Raw genomic sequence first — 16384 nt, forward strand, 5'->3', positions numbered from 1 at the left:
ATTTATGTTGGCACTTTCTGTCAGGCATCCGTTTAATATTTATTATTGGCTAATAGGGATATCGTTAGTTTATATCGCCATATTAAGTTGGGTGTTACGTTCACTTTCTATGACAGAAAGTGCGCACCATATTCATCAGCAACAAGAAAATACATTATCTGTCTATCAAGTGGTATTTTCACCACCTCAACAATCGACAGTCGTGCCGGAGCCTTTAGTGGAAACGGAACCTCAAGAAACGCCCATTGTTTTACCCAGTGCAGAAAAAGGAGAGTTTGTTGAAGCTCCAAAGAAAATACCTGAAAAACCCAAAGAAAAACCTATACCCATAAAACCAATCACACCAGTGAAAAAGCCTGTGGTACAAAAAAAAGTAGAGCCAATAAAACAGCGTGATTTAGAAAACCAAATAGCACAAACGACATCTGAATCATCGGCAGAAAGCTTAACGCAACATACTGCAAGCTCGTTAGCAGGAAGAAGTCACGCATTAAGCGAGAAAGGAATAGGGCAAGGTGAATCTGACAATCACTATATTAGTTCACTGCGTCGAGAAATAGAGCGCCATAAACGTTATCCCTCACAAGCGCGTCGCATGCAACATGAAGGTCAGGTAGTGGTGAGTTTTTCACTAACATCAGAAGGTGCGGTTTCAAGGGTTGAGATAGAAAGTACTTCAGGTATTTCTTCTCTTGATAATGCGGCCATTGCGGCGGTTAAACGCGTAAAACCCATTGGCCCTAAACCCGAAGGCCTATTGAACCCTTTAATTGTTGCATTAGATTTTCAATTAAATTAATGAGCTAACGAAAACACCTAAGCGTGATTTTGACTTAGGTGTTTTTATTAGAATTGATGGCTAAAACAGCACAGTAATATCCGCTAATACCGTATCAGGTTTAGAAAAGTGTAAATAAAAATAAAGATTGGATTCGTTTTCACGTATGAATAAATAGTCTAATTCAAGCTGATAAGTACGAAAATAGGCTTTGTTATTTGTTACTGGATGATTAAGTAGAGGCGTTATTTTATAAACGACATTGTCCTGATTTAGGCCAAGCGAAAATGTATTTGAAGCAATTAAGGTACCGTTAATGGCATTACCTGTTCTCACTGAAACTGAAAGTGACTGTTCACTTTCAGCTGCACACTGTAATAACACCTTCATTTTTTGTGAATTATCTGTTTTTCCAATAGTTTCTTCTGAAGGCAAGCAAAAATAGGCTTCTTGATTTAACAAAATACAATTTTTACCTACCAGCATATCACTATACCCATACTGAGCTTTACTTAGTTGCGTATCAAACCCATGATTTAAATCCAGTTCGTAACTTTTTTGTGGTATTGGTAAGTGGTTTTTAGTTTCTAGCGTAAGAGATGCATAACCGTCATAAAAACGGAATATAGGTGCCGATTCTGTTAGCCAAGCACCAGAATCATCATGGCATTGTTTGCCATTATGTCGGCTTAAATAAAGGTTTACGCCATTAAAACAGTAACCAGGAATATTGAGATAAGACTTGTTCTCGCGACCGCCTTGACCAATGGTAAAACTATTATTGTTTACGTCATCAAGTACCATATAGTGTAATGCGCCCCAAGGGGTGTCAGAAATATAACGTACAGAAGGTAAAATTTGATTGGGTGATAAATATGACTTACTGCTATCTGGCGTAAAAAAGGTTTCTGTTTTTAATACATCACGGCTATCACCGGTTACACCATAACAGCCTTCATATTGAGAACTATCTGCTATTTTTTCAATACTTAAGTAGTTGTGTTTAATACGAATAACGGCATCAATATGAGAATAGGTTTCGATACTCTGTAACATTGATGTTCGGTGTAATATATCTTTGCCTATATCAAAATAAGCTTTGTAATAGCTGATTTTAGGATCATGGCTATAATCGTTTCCATATAGCTCTAAGCTATTCCAACGAGAAAAAGGAGTGTTAAATTCGATTTCAAAACTCTTTTTTATCCAAGTCTGATAAAAAGATAATCCTGATATATAAATACCAGATAAAAAGGTATTACTTTTATTGTAATCATCTTTAAATACACCAGAGGTTTGCTGATAAATTGTAGTGTGAATAGCACTATTAAATTTATCTATACTTTCTCTTAATGTTTTTAGATTGCTTTTAAAGTAATTATCACTTAACTCGAGTTTATCTTTATTGGTGAGAATATCGTAGTGTGCCGCAACAAAAAGGGCGCAACAGTGACAATAAAAAGGTAAGCCTGCTGATTGCGCTAAATTTAATACTAAGGGTTGTTGAGAAACAATAGTAGTAATGACATCATCAAAACGGTTGAGTACTTGTTCCCGTAAATCTTGTTTTTGTTGAGCCGAATAACGCATTGTGGGATCAAGATAACGAGCAAGTGAATCAGAAAATAACTGATAAACGTCAGATATTCCCTCTGTGGTAAGTTTGATTATCTTAACGTTATTATCAGCGATTTTAGCGTCAATAATACGAGAGACATGTTCGATAATTTGATTAGCTAACGAACTATCTTTCATATTTTTATTCATCAAACCAAAGAGCGCAGAGGTGATTTTTGATAATGCACCACCGACAACAGGGATTAAGCCAATAATATGCCCGATGACGGTTTGCCCTACAATCATGGGGGCATTTAAAGGATCTTGCTCATTGAATTTATCTACAATGGTGGGTAAGACATTACTGTTGCGGTTAATCATATCCAACATACCTTCTTGGAGTTCTTGGTAGTCGATACAGATTAATGGCTGTGTTGCGGGTAGTGATGAAGGACTAATGGCGACTTTTAATGGGTTTAAATACATAACAAACGCTCCTTGTTTAAAATTAGTTCCATTGTTCGATTAATTGAGGTTGTCCTGATAGTCCGTTATAAACAGCAATAGAGAGTTGTGAGCCATTAACTCCAACAGATAAGTAATCCCCTTTAAATAAAGCGCCACTGTTATAAACGGGAACATCACCAAATATTTCACTACCACCATAACGGTTATCTTGCCCAACATAATGCGTATGGCCGACGAACACCGCTTTCACGCCATAATGCTCAAGCATATATTTAAAGAATGAGAGTTCTTCTTGTGAGGAGTTTTCAGGAAAATGTTGGTGACCATCATGAAAGTTTAAAATAATAGTTTTATTGCGATTCCGTGCTTGGATTAAATCTTTTTCTAACCAATCAATAGAGTCTGTCACATTAATGGTCGATGCTGCCCAGTGGTCGAGTACGACATGATAAGTGGGATAATTTTGTAATTGGACAAAATGAATATCGCCATATTCCCACGAATACGCTTTACTGCCTGAATATTCGCTACTGTCATATCTAAAATTACCTGAAGTCGAATAACCACGGTATTCTTCAATACGATAATGCATATCAAATACCATGCCTCGCGCACAAGCATTCATACTTAAATCAGAATTACTGGGTTCAGAGCAATCACCCACGTTATTTTGATAATCGTGATTACCAAGACCAACATAAGTAATAAACCCTAAGGGGGAAGGGGCAAAAAAAGAGCGAAAACTTTCACGTTGATAACGGCGACCAAACTCTGTCAAATCACCATTAATAATGCCAAAAACAAAAGATTTTTCATGGTGTAATAATTGAATACTATCCCTTACTTTTTTTATCGTTGATTCCCAACGAGATTGATCATCATTAGGATCATTATTATCTAAGTCTAGCCTCCAAGGCTGAGGATCTGACATCACGATAATATTGTAGTTTGTTGATTGTGTTGCACTCATAATTAATTTCCTTTTAAATGTGTCTTTCTCCCTTTATTTTTTGACGGAAATTTAAAATAAGCACAATATTAAATATTGTTAGTTAATTATAATTTTAATAACAAATGTCTTTATTTTTATCATTTTAAATGACCAATATATGATTTTTTAAATATAAATTATCTTCTAATTAAATTAATTTAAAATATCAATATTAGCGCTTATGGATATACCTTAGATTGATTTTAGATAATGTCTTTTGAGGAGATAAAAAAGCGGCTTTAGCATGACTAAACACCGCTTTTAGATTTGCGTTAGCATAAATAAATTACGCTGTTTTCGGCCATTTATTGGCAACCCAAAGCCCACTCATTTTCATCGAATAACCAAATAAAACACCAACGATTAATGAAGGGATAGTTTGAGCTAAATCCCCTTGTGCTGCAAATATTGTACATGCCCCAATAAATGTACCGGGGATATAAGCAAGTAATGCACTTTTAGCTTGAATACACATCACAAAGGCAATAACACCTGTTACTGCATACCCAAAAATAGATATATCACTAAAGACTTGGCTACCATAAATAATCGCCAATGCCCAAATTACGCCACTCATAATGGTAGCCATAGTAACGGCTAATCCTTTAATACCCTCTTTAGGATAAGCAAAATAGGCGGTACAACCTAAAAAGCCAGCCCAGCTTAATAAGTCAAATTGATTAGCAACAAATGCCCAAATGGCAGAAAGAATGCCTGTTGTCAGTGCAGTAAAGTAAAGCGTTCTCACGATAGACTCTTAAATAAAAGGGGGATATTTACCCAGTTAACTAAAAACGAAGTTTAGCATTATCATTAGTTGATTTACTATATTTAGATCATTAAAAAGCATAATTAAGATGCGTATTTATGCGATATTTAAAATCTATTTATATTAGAAAAAATAAAGAAGATAAAGTAAACGTTTGCGTTGTTGATACACTAAAAAAAGTGTGAGAATAAATATTTTTTAGTTAGCTTAATAGTATTTATTAATATTCAAGTAACTATTATTTTTCAATAATATGAATATACAGTGTTCGAAGAGTGGAGGGTGAGTTGTTTTCTATTTCGATTAAGGTGAAACCATGATATTTATAAAGTTGAAGTAGCCTTTCATTATTTTCACATTCTAATATGATAATTCTACCACCAATAAGTTTTTGAGCTTCTGATAATACAGCATAAATTTCTTGTAAGATAAGTGCTAACGAAATAGGGTTATCAACTATTAATGTATTTTTTCCTATCTGCCCAATAAGAAAAGCTTTAACTTTTTCTGCAGTTCTAGAAATACCATCAAGTTGCTGTCTCTTTGTTTTACTTATTTTAACGTTATCAAGTATAAGCTCTTTAAAGGATAGAGAAAAATAAGCAAGAATTTCACCACTATCATTTAAAATCAAATAAGTTCTCGCATTATTGGTTTTCTCAAATCTAATTGCTTTAGTTGGAGAGATTAAAAACTTTTCAACATCGCTATTTAATTTATTAGAAAAACTGCGTAAAAGCTTAATTGTTGCTTCTTCACCAAACTCTTTTAGCAGTTCTCTAAGTTGGACAATCGTTGTTTTAATAGCGCAATCCCTTGTTTATTTTCTGCTTTGTAATTCCGTTTAACTATTTTTACATGGCGTGGGTAGCTTAAATCATGTTGGATAAAATCAATAGATTGCTTATCTTTAACAATAAAGCTTTTACTAAAAGAAGTAGTAGCCATAGGTATCTCCTATCGGTTTTCCTGTTTGAAAATATAGCAATATAGAGGGGTAGAAACAACTATTTTTGTTTAAAAAACGAACTACGAAAATAAATAAGAATATCACTTAGTTGTTTTTAAAGAGCCTATAGCGTGTGGTTAATTTTCTATTTACACGCCATAGGTAGTGGAAATGAGGCTTTACTTCCCAATACAGAAACTAGAGAAAATACGGCCTAATAAGTCATCAGAGGTAAATTCACCGGTGATTTCACTTAACGCTTGTTGAGCTAGTCTTAACTCTTCTGCCAATAATTCACCTGATTTTGCATAAACCAATTGTTCATGACCTTGCTGTAAGTGCTCTGCTGCGGTATTTAAGGCTTGTAAGTGGCGACGACGCGCTAAGAAACCACCTTCAGTATTACTATTAAAACCCATAGCTTCTTTTAGGTGATCGCGCAGCAATTCAATACCCATTCCATCGCGTGCGGATAAGCGGATCATCGGGTAATTACCTTGAGCCGTGATCTCAACATTCTCACCCGTTAAGTCTGATTTATTACGAATAACAGTAACAGGCAAGGTATTTGGTAAACGAGCCATAAATTCAGGCCAGATATCTTCAGGGGTTGTTGCATCAGTTGTGGTGCTATCAACCATAAATAACACTCTGTCTGCTTGCTCAATCTCTTTCCAAGCACGCTCAATACCAATACGTTCAACTTCATCACTGGCTTCACGTAAACCCGCTGTATCGATAATATGCAAAGGCATACCATCGATATGAATATGTTCACGCAATACATCACGCGTTGTACCAGCAATATCCGTAACAATCGCCGCGTCTCTGCCTGCTAATGCATTCAATAAGCTTGATTTACCCGCATTAGGGCGACCCGCGATAACTACTTTCATCCCTTCACGCAGTAAGCTACCTTGGCGTGCTTGAGCCCGAACATCATCTAATTCTGCAATAACAGCGTTAAGTTTTCCTTCAATGATACCGTCAGAAAGAAAATCAATTTCTTCATCAGGGAAATCAATGGCCGCTTCAACATAGATGCGTAAGTGAGTTAATGACTCTACCATCTCGTTAATATGAGAGGAGAATGCACCTTGTAATGAATTAATCGCTGAACGTGCCGCTTGTTCTGAGCTGGCATCTATTAAGTCAGCAATGGCTTCGGCTTGTGCTAAGTCGAGTTTGTCGTTTAAGAATGCGCGTTCAGAAAATTCACCAGGATTGGCAATCCGCACACCAGGAATTTGTAAGATACGTTTTAGTAATAAATCCAGAATAACGGGGCCGCCATGACCTTGTAGTTCTAGAACATCTTCGCCTGTAAATGAGTGCGGATTTGGGAAGAAAAGAGCGATACCCTGATCAAGCACGGAGTTATCATCATTGCGAAATGGCAGATAATCGGCATAACGAGGTTTAGGTAATTTACCTAAGACAGTTTGTGCCACAAGTGCTGCTTTAGGGCCAGAAACGCGTAGGATACCAACACCGCCTCTTCCCGGAGGTGTGGCCTGAGCGACGATAGTATCAGTGCTATGCATGGTGTACTCGCTTAATCAGAATAATCATATCAATATAAAAAACAGAAGGCGGTCATTGTAGACCGCCTTCGCTATTTTATGTCACTTTCCTTTGAATGTAACCAAGGAAGAGGTTTTTCCTCATGTGACCTTATTTTTTGTCTCTGCTGTGTAAGCCACGTTTTTCCAGACCGCGGTAAATTAACTGCTGCTGGATAATGGTCACTAAGTTACTGACGATATAGTACAGAACCAGACCTGATGGGAACCACAGGAAGAATACAGTAAACACAACCGGCATAAAGGTCATGATTTTTTGTTGCATCGGATCAGTCACTGCTGTAGGAGACAGTTTCTGAATGATGAACATTGTCACACCCATTAATAATGGCAGGATGTAGTACGGATCTTGCGCAGATAAGTCTTGGATCCATAACATAAATGGCGCATGACGTAATTCAACAGAACCCATCAGCATGTAATACAACGCAAGGAAGATTGGCATCTGGATAATTAGTGGTAAACAACCACCCAGAGGATTCACTTTCTCTTGTTTGTATAACGCCATCATTTCTTGGCTCATACGTTGTTTGTCATCACCAATACGTTCACGCAGTGCAGCCAGTTTTGGTTGCAGTAAACGCATTTTCGCCATGGAGGTGTACTGCGCTTTAGTCAGCGGGTACATGATACCACGAACGATAAAGGTGATCATGATGATGGAGAAGCCCCAGTTACCGATAAAGCTGTGAAGGAATTTCAGCAGTTTAAACAGTGGCTGAGAGATAAACCATAACCAACCGTAGTCTACAGATAGGTCTAAATGTGGCGCAATGGCTGACATTTCTGATTGAATTTCAGGACCGACCCATAATGTTGAGCTGATATCAGCACTGCTATTTGGTGCAATTGTCACTGGTGCTGATTTATAACCAATCAGAGCAATAGATTTGTTTTCTAAAGTGATTGAGTAGAAGCTATTGTTCTGACTCTCTTTAGAAGGAACCCATGCTGTTGCAAAGTATTGTTGTAACATTGCAACCCAACCATTGTTGGTGGTTATAGATAAGTTTTTATCTTCGATATCACCAAAGCTGTATTTTTTATAGTTGGTTTCATCTGATGAGTATGCCGCACCACGATAAGTGTGTAGCGCAAAGTTGCTGCTACCTGTATCACGGCTTTCTGGCAATTTAACAGATTGTTTTAACTGACCGTAAAAGTTCATGGTCAATGTTTTATCTGTTGTATTCTCAATTTTGTAATCAATACCGATATCGTACTGACCTTTCTTCAGAATGAAGGTTTTGACGAATTTTACGCCTTCTTCATTTACGAAAGTCATAGGTACGCGTAATTCATCTTGATTTTCACCAAGTACGAATTCGTTTTTATCAGCACTATAAACTGGGCGAGATTTCTGATCTGGACCATCTGGGCCGATTAAGCCACTTTGAGCCTGATACAGGAATTGTGGTGTAGTTTCCAGTAAACGGAAAGGTGTTGTCGAATTAAGCTCGGCGGGATAGGCTAACAAATCAGCCTCATCGATAGTACCGCCCTGAGTATTGATGCGAAGATCAAGTACGTCAGTTTTTACGGTAATCAATTTTGCCTGCTCATTGCTGTTACCAGTTACAGCAAGACTATCACTGCTTGGCACGTCCGCTTGTTGCGAGACCTGTGCGGTAGTGGTGGTGTTTTGTGAAACTTTATCACCCTCCCACTGCTGCCAGATCAGGAAAGAAACGAACAGCAAAGCGATGAATAGAAGATTGCGTTGCGAATCCATCGTTAATTTTCTCTGTTATCGTCGTTTTTTCTAGGTGGGACAGGATCATCACCACCTTCGTGTAAAGGGTGGCATTTTAATATGCGTTTCACTGTTAACCAACTACCTTTTATCATTCCAAACCTGCGCAATGCCTCAATTCCGTAATGAGAGCACGTAGGATTAAAACGACAACGAGGCCCCAACAGAGGACTAATCCCCAGTTGATAGCCCCTAATCAGCAAGATCAGGACTTTTGAGCCAAGCGACAATGACGACGCCATAATTTACCCAACACTTCCGTCAATTGATGGTTATCAAGTTCAGCAACCCCTTTTCTTACTAATAGCACAAAATCCATCGGCGGTAATTCATGCTGATGTAAACGAAAGTATTCACGGGCTAATCGTTTAATACGATTGCGCTCATGAGCACGTTTAACGTTTTTCTTTGCGATTGTTAGACCGATGCGGGGATGCCCCAGCTCATTCTGGCGACCCAAAATAGTAACTTCTGGAGAACTCGCACGTTGTGGCTGCTGGAAAACAAAATTGAAATGCTTGGGAGTTAACAAACGTAACTCCCTTGGAAAAGCGAGCTTAACCACGGAATGGTTAGCTTTTATTATTTCGAAGAAACGGTCAGACGAGCGCGGCCTTTCGCACGACGGCGAGCCAGAACCTGACGACCATTTTTAGTGGCCATACGAGCGCGGAAGCCGTGGTTACGGTTGCGCTTCAGTACAGACGGTTGAAAAGTGCGTTTCATGGCGATTTCTACCTACTTAATATAATTACTGATTCAGCAAATGCGTTGACAGACAGGCGTGCAATAAATAAACAAACCAGTACTTCAATCGCAGCATCAATGATGGAAAGATGCGGGATTGTAATAAAATCACTCAAATGCGTCAATGAAGATGACGCTTTAAGTACCGATTTTTGTCGTCTTTTTTAGCAAACCCGATAATCAATCCTGACTTATGCGCAACGAGTACGCTTATTAGCGACCTAAAAAAGTCTTAATAAGTGACTTTGTTGGTACAAGCACGCAGGGTGCAAGATTATACGGACTCACGGTGAAAGCGCAAGGATCTTTAGCGGATCAAATGAGAGATATTTGATCACTTACTATAAGAAAGAGATATTTATGCAAAGAGAAAGTTATCCCCAATTGCTATTTGTAGGACGACTCAAGTACACTAGAACGCCTTTGCATATTTCATTTGGTGAATTATCACAAATCGGCAAGCCTGTGGATAAAAACCATAAAAACTGTGCAAAAGAAAGAGGATCTTCGTTTCATTTTGCGATATGATCCCCCGTCACGATCAGAATAGCCAGTCTGCGATCGTGAGTCACGATGTAAAAAAATCGTTGTCACCAAGAGTTGTTCCTTATTAAGAATTGAAGAGGAACGGTGTTGTGCACTTTGTATTTAGGCGCACAGTGTTTAACTGCATTTTTCCTGTTTATTTTTTAGTCTTGTTTTTTTAGGGGAGTTCGCCGTGTCACTTTCGCTTTGGCAGCATTGTCTTGCCCGATTGCAGGATGAGTTACCTGCCACTGAATTTAGTATGTGGATACGTCCCTTGCAGGCAGAACTAAGCGATAATACGCTGGCGCTGTATGCACCTAATCGTTTTGTCTTAGATTGGGTGAGAGAAAAATACATTAATAATATCAACGCATTATTAGTGGATTTTTGTGGCTCTGAAGTCCCTTCTTTACGTTTTGAAGTGGGTAATAAACCTGCATCTGCACGTACTACAGAAAGTATTCCTAAAGCTGTTGTACATCCGACAGTGAATACCGCTCCAACACATAGTCAGCCTGTTCGTCCTAGTTGGGATAATCAACCGGTATCTCAGCTGCCTGAACTCAATTATCGTTCTAACGTTAACCCTAAACATAAGTTTGATAACTTCGTTGAAGGTAAGTCAAACCAGTTAGCAAGAGCAGCGGCAAGACAAGTTGCTGATAACCCAGGTGGAGCTTATAACCCACTCTTTTTATATGGTGGAACAGGGCTTGGTAAAACGCACTTGTTACACGCCGTGGGTAACAGCATTATGGAACGCAAAGCGAATGCAAAAGTCGTGTATATGCATTCTGAACGATTCGTACAAGATATGGTAAAAGCATTACAAAATAATGCGATAGAAGACTTTAAACGCTATTACCGTTCTGTGGATGCACTATTAATTGATGACATTCAATTTTTCGCCAATAAAGAGCGTTCACAAGAAGAATTTTTTCATACCTTTAACGCATTGTTAGAGGGAAATCAGCAAATTATTTTAACGTCAGACCGTTATCCTAAAGAGATAAATGGTGTTGAAGACAGATTAAAATCACGCTTTGGTTGGGGATTAACGGTTGCTATTGAGCCACCTGAACTTGAAACCCGAGTGGCGATTTTGATGAAAAAAGCGGATGAAAACCAAATTCAGTTACCTGACGAAGTGGCCTTTTTTATTGCTAAAAGACTTCGTTCTAACGTCCGTGAGCTTGAAGGTGCATTAAACCGAGTAATTGCTAACGCAAACTTTACAGGTCGTGCGATTACTATCGACTTTGTACGTGAAGCATTACGTGATCTGCTCGCTTTGCAGGAAAAATTAGTCACTATCGATAATATTCAAAAAACGGTTGCTGAATATTATAAAATTAAAGTCGCTGATTTACTGTCAAAGCGGAGATCCCGATCGGTTGCCCGTCCGAGGCAAATGGCAATGGCGCTGGCGAAGGAATTAACAAACCACAGCTTGCCTGAAATCGGGGATGCCTTTGGTGGTCGTGATCATACAACAGTCCTTCATGCATGCCGAAAAATAGAGCAATTGCGTGAAGAAAGTCATGACATCAAAGAAGATTTTTCTAACTTAATCAGAACATTATCATCCTAGCGCTATGAAATTTATCATTGAACGTGAACAGCTTCTTAAGCCGCTACAACAAGTAAGTGGCCCTTTAGGTGGTCGTCCAACATTACCTATTTTAGGTAACCTATTGCTTAAGGTCACTGAAAATACCTTATCGCTAACGGGGACTGACCTTGAAATGGAGATGGTGGCAAGAGTTAATCTTAGCCAATCTCATGAAATTGGCGCCACAACTGTTCCTGCGCGTAAGTTTTTTGATATTTGGCGTGGGCTACCAGAAGGTGCTGAAATTAGTGTTGAGCTCGATGGTGATCGCCTATTAGTGCGTTCAGGTCGTAGTCGTTTCTCCTTATCAACATTACCTGCATCTGATTTTCCTAATTTAGATGATTGGCAAAGTGAGGTTGAATTTACTTTGCCTCAAGCAACATTAAAACGTCTGATTGAGGCCACTCAATTTTCAATGGCGCATCAAGATGTGCGTTATTACCTCAACGGCATGTTGTTTGAAACTGAAAATACAGAGTTACGCACAGTTGCAACAGATGGACACCGTTTAGCGGTATGTTCAATGGATATTGGGCAATCTTTACCAGGACATTCTGTTATTGTTCCTCGTAAAGGTGTTATTGAATTGATGCGTTTACTTGATGGTGGTGGTGAAAGCTCACTGCAATTGCAAATCGGTAGTAATAATATACGTGCTCATGTGGGGGATTTTATTTTCACCTCGAAGTTGGTTGATGGTCGTTTCCCTGACTATCGTCGTGTATTACCGAAAAATCCAACGAAAACAGTGACTGCGGGTTGTGATATTCTTAAACAGGCATTTTCTCGTGCTGCAATTTTATCCAATGAGAAATTCCGTGGTGTGCGTATAAACCTCACCAACGGTCAATTGAAAATTACAGCTAATAACCCTGAGCAAGAAGAAGCAGAAGAGATTGTTGATGTTCAATATCAAGGTGAAGAAATGGAAATTGGCTTTAATGTCAGTTATCTCCTTGATGTACTTAATACATTGAAATGTGAAGAAGTTAAACTTCTACTAACAGATGCTGTTTCAAGTGTTCAAGTAGAGAATGTGGCAAGTTCTGCGGCTGCTTATGTTGTTATGCCAATGCGTTTATAATAGTCACTAACATGATTTTATCCCGTTTATTGATCCGTCATTTTAGAAATATTGAACAGGCGGATCTGCCATTAGCGGATGGCTTTAATTTCCTTGTTGGACCTAACGGGAGTGGTAAAACAAGTATACTTGAAGCGATTTACACGTTAGGCCACGGACGCGCATTTCGTAGTTCTCAAGCTAATCGCGTGATCCAGCATGATGAAAATGAATTTATTCTTCATGGGCGCTTAAGTGGGCTAAATGAAGAGAGCCGTGGCTATGCGATTGGATTAAGTAAAGATCGCGAAGGCAATAGTACAGTGCGTATTGATGGCAGCGATGGTCATAAAATTGCAGAATTAGCAAAATTGTTACCTATGCAATTAATAACACCTGAAGGCTTTACACTTCTGAATGGTGGGCCTAAATATCGTCGCGCTTTTATTGATTGGGGTTGTTTCCATAATGAACCTCGATTTTTTGCTGCATGGTCAGATTTAAAACGTGTATTAAAACAACGTAATGCAGCACTGAGGCAAGCAACGTCTTATCGACAACTGATGCCTTGGGATAAAGAGCTTATCTTATTAACAGAACAGATAAGTGAATGGCGAGCTCAATATACCGAAGATATCGCTAAAGATATTGAAGAAACGTGCCGTCTGTTTTTACCTGAATTTTCGTTGAAAGTGAGCTTTCAACGGGGATGGGATAAAGAAACTGATTATGGTGAGTTGCTAGCACGTCAATTTGAACGTGATAAAATGTTAGCGTATACCTCACTTGGTGCTCATAAGGCGGATTTACGTATTAGAGCAAACGGCACGCCAGTAGAAGATATGTTGTCACGAGGCCAGCTCAAGTTGTTGATGTGTGCTTTGAGGCTGGCACAAGGTGAATATTTCACTCGTAAGAATGGGCAAAGATGCCTGTATCTGCTCGATGATTTTGCTTCCGAATTAGATGCGAGTCGGCGTCAGTTATTAGCCGAGCGTCTAAAGTCTACGCAAGCTCAAGTGTTTGTCAGTGCGATAACACAAGGGCAAGTGAAAGATATGCTAGATGTAAATAGCAGGCTATTTAGCGTAGAACGTGGCAAAATAGAGGTTAAACCATAGGAATAAAGCGAGAAACGTTGATGTCGAATACATATGACTCCTCAAGTATCAAAGTATTAAAAGGGCTGGATGCGGTGCGTAAGCGCCCGGGGATGTATATCGGGGATACAGATGATGGAACCGGTCTGCATCACATGGTCTTCGAGGTGGTCGACAACGCAATCGACGAAGCCCTCGCGGGTTTCTGTGATGAGATAATTGTCACTATCCATTCAGATAACTCCGTCTCTGTTCGAGATGATGGTCGTGGAATTCCAACCGGCATTCACCCAGAAGAGGGTGTCTCAGCAGCAGAGGTTATTATGACCGTTCTGCATGCGGGGGGTAAATTCGATGATAACTCCTATAAAGTCTCTGGTGGACTTCATGGTGTAGGGGTTTCTGTTGTTAATGCGTTGTCTGAAAAACTTGAACTGACAATCCATCGTGATGGAAATATCCATCAACAAATTTATCGTCATGGTGTGCCTGATGATCGCTTAAAAGTGATTGGCGATACTGAAAAATCAGGGACATTTGTACGCTTCTGGCCAAGTCTTGAAACCTTTAAAGGTGAGACTGAATTCCAGTATGAGATCCTAGCAAAACGTCTTCGTGAGTTGTCATTCTTAAACTCAGGCGTTTCTATCCGTTTAATTGATAAACGTGATAACCGAGAAGATCATTTCCACTATGAAGGCGGTATTAAAGCATTCGTTGAATACTTAAGCCGTAACAAAACGCCTATTCATCAAAACGTATTCTATTTCTCAACAGAAAAAGACAATATTGGTGTTGAAGTGGCAATGTTGTGGAATGACGGTTTCCAAGAGAACGTTTATTGCTTTACCAACAATATTCCACAACGTGATGGTGGTACTCACTTAGTTGGTTTCCGTACTGCAATGACACGTACGTTAAACAACTATATGGATAAAGAAGGTTTTAATAAGAAATCGAAAATCAGTGCAACGGGTGATGACGCTCGTGAAGGCTTGATTGCGGTTATCTCTGTTAAAGTCCCAGATCCTAAATTCTCATCACAAACAAAAGATAAACTGGTTTCTTCAGAAGTGAAAACAGCGGTAGAAACGCTGATGAATGAGAAGCTGGTGGAATATCTGTTAGAAAACCCAAATGACGCAAAAATCGTTGTTGGTAAAATCATTGATGCTGCTCGTGCGCGTGAAGCTGCACGTAAAGCGCGTGAAATGACACGTCGTAAAGGCGCATTAGATTTAGGTGGCTTACCAGGTAAATTAGCGGACTGTTCTGAACGTGATCCTGCTTTCTCTGAACTGTATTTAGTGGAAGGGGACTCTGCGGGTGGCTCTGCAAAACAAGGGCGTAACCGTAAAACACAGGCTATTCTTCCGTTAAAAGGTAAAATCCTAAACGTTGAGAAAGCACGCTTTGATAAAATGCTGGCTTCTCAAGAAGTTGCAACGTTAATCACTGCATTAGGTTGTGGTATCGGTCGTGATGAATATAACCCAGATAAACTGCGTTATCACAGCATTATCATCATGACGGATGCGGACGTCGATGGTTCTCACATTCGTACTCTGTTACTGACCTTCTTCTATCGTCAAATGCCAGAAATTATCGAACGTGGTCATATCTTTATTGCTCAGCCGCCTCTTTACAAAGTGAAGAAAGGTAAACAAGAGCAATACATCAAAGATGATGACGCAATGGACGAGTATCTGATGTCGATCGCTCTTGATGGCGCAGCACTTTATGTGAGTGAACACGCACCCGCAATGCACGGTGAGCAACTTGAAAAATTGGTTGTTGATTACCATGCAGCGCACAAGATTATTCGTCGTATGGAGCGTATCTATCCACTTAGCATGTTAAGCAGCTTGGTGTATCACTCAACGCTGACAGAAGATGCGTTATCTGATAAAGCCAAAGTTGAAGAGTGGATGAGTGGCTTGGTTAACCGCTTAAACGAAGCCGAAGATCAAGGCAGCACTTATAGCTACACCATCGCTCAAAATGATGAAAATCGTCTGTTCGAACCTGTATTACGTATTCGTACTTATGGTGTGGATACAGACTACAAATTGGATTATGACTTTATCCACAGTAGCGAATATCAACGCATTACGCATTTAGGTGACATTATCGGTAACCTAATTGAAGAGGGTGCGTTTATTGAGCGTGGTGAGCGTCGTCAGCCAATTTCAAGCTTTGAAGAAGCACTTGAGTGGTTAACAAAAGAATCACGTCGTGGTCTTGCTGTACAGCGTTATAAAGGTCTTGGTGAAATGAACCCAGAGCAATTATGGGAAACCACCATGAATCCAGATACACGTCGTATGATGCAAGTCACCGTGAAAGATGCGATCGCAACTGATGAATTATTTACCACCTTAATGGGTGATGCAGTTGAACCTCGTCGTGCCTTTATCGAAGAGAATGCGCTGAAAGCGGCAAATATTGATATCTAGTTTTATTCTAAATTAGATAAAAAAAGC

The 16384-nt window shown here is 39.3% G+C and carries 15 protein-coding genes; 5 read left to right on the top strand and 10 right to left on the bottom strand.

Features of this window, described 5'->3' with window-relative positions:
• Positions 1 to 4 precede the first annotated feature (4 nt).
• Entirely contained in the window at positions 5 to 799 is a 795-nt protein-coding gene (locus ABN212_RS11650) for an energy transducer TonB (protein WP_198620289.1), read from the top strand.
• 60 nt (positions 800 to 859) lie between these two features.
• Here the strand turns inward: ABN212_RS11650 and ABN212_RS11655 are convergent, their stop codons facing one another.
• The 10 genes from ABN212_RS11655 to rpmH form a co-directional block, all read right to left on the bottom strand.
• A complete protein-coding gene (locus ABN212_RS11655; protein WP_198620290.1) occupies positions 860 to 2821 on the bottom strand; it encodes a hypothetical protein in 1962 nt (653 codons plus the stop codon).
• 22 nt (positions 2822 to 2843) lie between these two features.
• A complete protein-coding gene (locus tag ABN212_RS11660) occupies positions 2844 to 3773 on the bottom strand; it encodes a metallophosphoesterase (RefSeq protein ID WP_109373354.1) in 930 nt (309 codons plus the stop codon).
• Between the two features lie 307 nt (positions 3774 to 4080).
• On the bottom strand, positions 4081 to 4542 hold the full coding sequence (locus tag ABN212_RS11665) for a DUF1097 domain-containing protein (RefSeq protein ID WP_109373355.1): 462 nt from the start codon (positions 4540 to 4542) through the stop codon (positions 4081 to 4083).
• 259 nt (positions 4543 to 4801) lie between these two features.
• On the bottom strand, positions 4802 to 5197 hold the full coding sequence (locus tag ABN212_RS11670; RefSeq protein ID WP_198626396.1) for an acetyltransferase: 396 nt from the start codon (positions 5195 to 5197) through the stop codon (positions 4802 to 4804).
• A 134-nt stretch (positions 5198 to 5331) separates the two neighbouring features.
• Complete coding sequence (locus ABN212_RS11675; RefSeq protein ID WP_198626397.1) at positions 5332 to 5511, bottom strand: hypothetical protein; 180 nt, start codon at positions 5509 to 5511, stop codon at positions 5332 to 5334.
• Positions 5512 to 5691: 180 nt separating this feature from the next.
• Positions 5692 to 7056 carry a tRNA uridine-5-carboxymethylaminomethyl(34) synthesis GTPase MnmE gene (gene mnmE, locus ABN212_RS11680; RefSeq protein ID WP_196533655.1) on the bottom strand — a complete coding sequence of 455 codons (1365 nt, stop codon included), beginning with the start codon at positions 7054 to 7056 and terminating at the stop codon, positions 5692 to 5694.
• Between the two features lie 130 nt (positions 7057 to 7186).
• Positions 7187 to 8827, bottom strand: coding sequence for a membrane protein insertase YidC (gene yidC, locus ABN212_RS11685; RefSeq protein ID WP_023583364.1), 1641 nt, complete (start codon positions 8825 to 8827; stop codon positions 7187 to 7189).
• 2 nt (positions 8828 to 8829) lie between these two features.
• Entirely contained in the window at positions 8830 to 9090 is a 261-nt protein-coding gene (gene yidD, locus ABN212_RS11690; protein ID WP_072070482.1) for a membrane protein insertion efficiency factor YidD, read from the bottom strand.
• Complete coding sequence (rnpA, locus tag ABN212_RS11695) at positions 9054 to 9413, bottom strand: ribonuclease P protein component (RefSeq protein WP_071788569.1); 360 nt, start codon at positions 9411 to 9413, stop codon at positions 9054 to 9056. The genes yidD and rnpA overlap by 37 nt, the downstream gene beginning before the upstream one ends.
• Positions 9414 to 9430: 17 nt before the next feature.
• On the bottom strand, positions 9431 to 9574 hold the full coding sequence (gene rpmH, locus ABN212_RS11700) for a 50S ribosomal protein L34 (protein WP_004246509.1): 144 nt from the start codon (positions 9572 to 9574) through the stop codon (positions 9431 to 9433).
• A 739-nt stretch (positions 9575 to 10313) separates the two neighbouring features.
• Between rpmH and dnaA the strand changes: the two genes are divergently transcribed.
• Genes dnaA through gyrB form a run of 4 tightly spaced genes read left to right on the top strand, consistent with a single transcriptional unit; the run spans position 10314 to position 16357 of the window.
• Positions 10314 to 11714, top strand: coding sequence for a chromosomal replication initiator protein DnaA (dnaA, locus tag ABN212_RS11705; RefSeq protein WP_311752653.1), 1401 nt, complete (start codon positions 10314 to 10316; stop codon positions 11712 to 11714).
• A 4-nt stretch (positions 11715 to 11718) separates the two neighbouring features.
• On the top strand, positions 11719 to 12822 hold the full coding sequence (dnaN, locus tag ABN212_RS11710) for a DNA polymerase III subunit beta (RefSeq protein WP_198620294.1): 1104 nt from the start codon (positions 11719 to 11721) through the stop codon (positions 12820 to 12822).
• 11 nt (positions 12823 to 12833) lie between these two features.
• Complete coding sequence (recF, locus tag ABN212_RS11715) at positions 12834 to 13922, top strand: DNA replication/repair protein RecF (RefSeq protein WP_109373358.1); 1089 nt, start codon at positions 12834 to 12836, stop codon at positions 13920 to 13922.
• A 20-nt stretch (positions 13923 to 13942) separates the two neighbouring features.
• The gene (gene gyrB / locus ABN212_RS11720; protein ID WP_198620296.1) at positions 13943 to 16357 is read left to right on the top strand and encodes a DNA topoisomerase (ATP-hydrolyzing) subunit B; all 2415 of its coding nucleotides are present in this window, start codon (positions 13943 to 13945) and stop codon (positions 16355 to 16357) included.
• Positions 16358 to 16384: the final 27 nt, after the last annotated feature.

Source organism: Proteus genomosp. 6 (genome assembly GCF_040139785.1).
Classification (GTDB): domain Bacteria; phylum Pseudomonadota; class Gammaproteobacteria; order Enterobacterales; family Enterobacteriaceae; genus Proteus.

What these genes read in the sequence shown, in the direction of transcription:
- yidD (WP_072070482.1), bottom strand. Translation starts at nt 9,090, where the DNA reads ATGGCGTCGTCATTGTCGCTTGGCTCAAAAGTCCTGATCTTGCTGATT.
- ABN212_RS11660 (WP_109373354.1), bottom strand. Translation starts at nt 3,773, where the DNA reads ATGAGTGCAACACAATCAACAAACTACAATATTATCGTGATGTCAGAT.
- yidC (WP_023583364.1), bottom strand. Translation starts at nt 8,827, where the DNA reads ATGGATTCGCAACGCAATCTTCTATTCATCGCTTTGCTGTTCGTTTCT.
- ABN212_RS11650 (WP_198620289.1), top strand. Translation starts at nt 5, where the DNA reads ATGTTGGCACTTTCTGTCAGGCATCCGTTTAATATTTATTATTGGCTA.
- ABN212_RS11675 (WP_198626397.1), bottom strand. Translation starts at nt 5,511, where the DNA reads ATGGCTACTACTTCTTTTAGTAAAAGCTTTATTGTTAAAGATAAGCAA.
- rpmH (WP_004246509.1), bottom strand. Translation starts at nt 9,574, where the DNA reads ATGAAACGCACTTTTCAACCGTCTGTACTGAAGCGCAACCGTAACCAC.
- ABN212_RS11655 (WP_198620290.1), bottom strand. Translation starts at nt 2,821, where the DNA reads ATGTATTTAAACCCATTAAAAGTCGCCATTAGTCCTTCATCACTACCC.
- mnmE (WP_196533655.1), bottom strand. Translation starts at nt 7,056, where the DNA reads ATGCATAGCACTGATACTATCGTCGCTCAGGCCACACCTCCGGGAAGA.
- recF (WP_109373358.1), top strand. Translation starts at nt 12,834, where the DNA reads ATGATTTTATCCCGTTTATTGATCCGTCATTTTAGAAATATTGAACAG.
- dnaN (WP_198620294.1), top strand. Translation starts at nt 11,719, where the DNA reads ATGAAATTTATCATTGAACGTGAACAGCTTCTTAAGCCGCTACAACAA.
- gyrB (WP_198620296.1), top strand. Translation starts at nt 13,943, where the DNA reads ATGTCGAATACATATGACTCCTCAAGTATCAAAGTATTAAAAGGGCTG.